This is a genomic window from Saccharothrix hoggarensis, assembly GCF_042678885.1.
GTDB lineage: Bacteria > Actinomycetota > Actinomycetes > Mycobacteriales > Pseudonocardiaceae > Actinosynnema > Actinosynnema hoggarensis.
In genome coordinates this window covers 1-3,136 of sequence record NZ_JBHTLK010000401.1, presented here as the reverse complement: position 1 = coordinate 3,136, position 3,136 = coordinate 1, and the positions used below count along the sequence as shown (strand labels likewise).

At 74.8% G+C, this 3,136-nt stretch carries 1 protein-coding gene; it reads right to left on the bottom strand.

What is annotated here, in order from left to right; genetic code table 11:
* The coding region (locus ACFQ3T_RS35505; protein ID WP_380730343.1) for an amino acid adenylation domain-containing protein at window positions 1–3,136 on the bottom strand (3,136 nt) is incomplete at both ends.

The window sequence follows — 3,136 nt, the reverse complement described above, 5'->3', positions numbered from 1 at the left end:
CCGGCGCCCGCGCACGGCGGCGGCGACGGACCCGGCGGCGTCGGCCAGTTCGGCGTACGTCCACGACCGGTGCGCGTCGACCACCGCCGTCACGTCCGGCGTCGCCTCGGCACGGCGGCGGAAGGCGTCGACCAGCGTGTCGGCGGACTCGACGGACTCGGCGGACTCGACGGACTCGGCCGCCTGCCCGCCGTCGCCGAGCGCCACCAACGACTCCACGTCGGCGTCCACGACCAGCGGCAGCTCCGAGACCGGGGCCTCGGCGTCGTCCACCGCGGCGGCCACGAGGGTGGTGAACAGCTCCGCGAGCCGCTGGGCGTCCTCGGCGGAGAACACGGACTCGGCGCAGTAGAACGAGCCCCGCAGCCCTTCGCCGTCGCGGAACAGGTCGAGGTTGAGGTCGAACCGGGGCGCGTCGGTGTCGGTGTCCAGCGCCGTCACGTCGAGGCCCGGCAGGTCGAACGTGCCGTCGGCGGGCTCCTCGAACAGCTGGCACGCCACCTGGACCAGCGGCGGCACGCCCGGCACTCGGTCGGGGTTCACCGCCTCCACCAACCGCTCGAACGGGAGGTCCTGGTGCGCGAACCCGCCCAGCAGGGCGTCCCGCGCGCCGGCCACCACGTCGATGAACGCCGGGTCGTCGCGCAGGTCGCCGCGCACGGCGAGCAGGTTCACGAAGAACCCGACCAGGTTCTCCACCTCGGGCGCGGTGCGGCCCGCGACCGGCACGCCGACGAGCAGGTCGCGCTGCCCGCTCAGCCGCGACACCAGCACCTGGAACGCCGCCAGCACCGCCATGAACAGCGTGCCGCCGACCTCGCGCGCCAGCTCGCGCAGGCCCGCCGTCAGCTCCGGCGACAGCACGACCTCCACGGTGGTGCTGCGCCGTGACGCGGTCCGCTCCCCCGGCGCGAGCCGGTCCAGCACCACCGGCGCGCCCGCGATGTGGTCCAGCCAGTACGTCAGCTGCCGTTGCAGAGCCGGTCCGCGCAACGCCTCCCGCTGCCACACGGCGAAGTCGCCGTACTGCACCGGCAGCGGCTCGGACACCACGGGCTCGCCGGTCGTCAGCGCCCGGTAGGTCGCGGCGATCTCGTCCAGCATCAGCGTGACGGACCAGCCGTCGCACGCGATGTGGTGCATGCTCAGCGCGAGCACGTAATCCTCGTGGCCCAGGCGCAGCACTTCGGCGTGGAACAGCGGACCCTGCTCCAGGTCGTAGGTCCGCCCCATCACGCGGGCCGTGAACGCCTTGATCGCGTCCTCGACGGGCGGCGCGCCCGCGGTCACCTCGACGGCCCCCGGCCAACGGGCCTCCACCACCTGCGCCGGCTCGCCGTCGACCACGGGGAACCGCGTGCGCAGCGACTCGTGCCGGGCGACCAGGCTCTCCACCGCCGTGGTCAGCGCGGCCACGTCGAGCGGGCCGCGCAGCCGGTACAGCTCGCCCATGTTGTACGCGGTCGAGTCGGGTTCCAGCTCCGCCAGCAGCCACAGGCGCAGCTGTGCCGACGACAGCGGCCGCGGGCCGGGCAAGTCGACCTTGGCGATCGGCGTCGGCGCGGTCTTCGCCGAGGCGCTGACGACGGCGGCGAACCGCTCGATCGTCGGGTTGTCGAACAGCGCCCGCACGGACACCGACGCGCCGAACAGCTCACGGGTCCGCGCGACGACCTTGCCCGCGCTCAGGGAGTGCCCGCCGAGCTTGAAGAAGTCGTCGGTCCGGCCGACGCGCGGCAGGTCCAGCACGCCCGCGACGACCGCCGCGACGACCTGCTCCGCGCCCGACCGGGGAGCGGCGTGGACGTCGAGGTCGTCCTGCGCCGCGGTGGGCAGCGCCGCCAGGTCCACCTTGCCGCTCGCCAGCCTCGGCAGCTCGTCCACCAGGATGAACGCCCTGGGCAGCATGTACTCGGGCAGCCGCGACAGCACGAGCATCCGCAGGTCCTCCGCGCCGGGCCGCGTCCCGGCCGCGGGCACGACGTGCGCGAGCAGTTCGGCGCCCTCGCCCCGGACGTCGCGGAAGCTCACCACGACGTCCACCACGTCCGGGTGGGCGGCGATGACGGACTCCACCTCGCCCAGCTCCACCCGGTACCCGCGCACCTTCACCTGGTGGTCGGAGCGGCCCAGGAACTCGACGGCGCCGCCCGGCCCGACCCGGCCGAGGTCGCCCGTGCGGTACATCCGCACGCCGGGCTCGGCCGCGAACGGGTCGGGCACGAACTTGTCGGCGGTCAGGCCGGGCCGGCCGAGGTACCCGCGCGCCAGGTGGCGTCCGGCGAGGAAGATCTCCCCGACCGCGCCCTCCGGCACCGGGTCGCCGCTGCGGTCGAGCAGGTAGACCGCCGTGTTGTCGATCGGCGTGCCGATGAGCGGGGTGTCGCTGTCGCGCAGCCGCCAGGTCAACGCGTCCACGGTGCACTCGGTGGGGCCGTAGAAGTTCCAGGCGTCCACGCCGTCCTCGGCCGCGAGCCGCTGCCACAGCGCGGGCCGGATCGCCTCGCCGCCCATGATCAACGTCGTCGGCCGGTGCCCGTCGCGGTCCAGCAGGCCGAGGTCGACCAGCTGCGCCATCTGCGACTGCGGCACGTCCAGCACGTCGATCCGGCGTTCCCGCACGAACCGCAGCAGACCTTCGGAGTCGCGGCGCGTGACCTCGTCCACCACGTGCAGCTCGTGCCCCCCGACCAGCCACAGCAGCTGGTCCACGGCGGCGTCGAACGCGAACGACGCGGTCAGCGCCACGCGTCGGGGCCCGGCCTCGCCGAAGTGCGTGCGGCGGTGCGCGTCGAGCAGGTTCACCAGCGACCCGTGTTCGAGCAGCACGCCCTTCGGCACGCCGGTCGAGCCGGACGTGAACAGCACGAACGCCAGGTCGCCCGCCCGCACCACCGGTCCGGGCGCGCCGACCGGGCCGGCGACGGCCTCGTCCAGCGCGATCCGCCGCAGCCCCAGCGGTTCCAGCGACGCCGCCGACGCGTCGTCGCACAGCACGACGGACACCCCGGCGGTCTCGACCACCGACCGGACCCGGCGGATCGGGTCGGACAGCTCCAGCGGCACGACGGCGTCGCCCGCGCCGAGCACCCCCAGCTCGGCCGCCACCACCAGCCGGGTCCGCCGGCCCGCCCCG